Here is a 473-nt window from a genome sequence, read left to right on the forward strand (position 1 = left end):
ACGACGCTCTTCCGATCTGGTATCAGTTCTATTTTGCCACCGAGCGCGGCCGTGCGGGCTATGCGAAAAACACGGACGACTTCGCCAAGCTGATCTGGCGGCTCGCGTCGCCGCAATGGAAGTTCGACGACGCCACTTTCGCGCGCAGTGCGGCAGCCTTCGCCAATCCGGACCATGTCGACGTCGTCATCCACAATTACCGTTGGCGTCTCGGCCTCGCCGCAGGCGAACCCAAATACGACGAGATCGAGAAAAAGCTCGCCACCTTTCCGATGATCGGCGTTCCCACGATCACAATGGAAGGCGATGCCAACGGAGCGCCGCATCCGGACCCCGGCGCCTACGCCAAGAGATTTTCCGGCAAATACGAGCACCGGCTGATCACGGGCGGCATCGGCCACAACCTGCCGCAGGAAGCCCCCCAGGCTTTCGCTCAGGCAGTCATCGACGTCGACCGGCTCTGAGCGCTCGGC

Annotated in this window: 1 protein-coding gene; it reads left to right on the forward strand. The window is 62.4% G+C overall.

Annotated features, from left to right (window positions below):
• The coding region (locus EN859_RS35295; RefSeq protein ID WP_135913605.1) for an alpha/beta hydrolase at positions 1–464 on the forward strand (464 nt) is incomplete at its 5' end.
• Between the last annotated feature and the right edge of the window lie 9 nt (positions 465–473).

The organism is Mesorhizobium sp. M00.F.Ca.ET.216.01.1.1 (genome assembly GCF_004010325.2).
Lineage (GTDB): Bacteria > Pseudomonadota > Alphaproteobacteria > Rhizobiales > Rhizobiaceae > Mesorhizobium.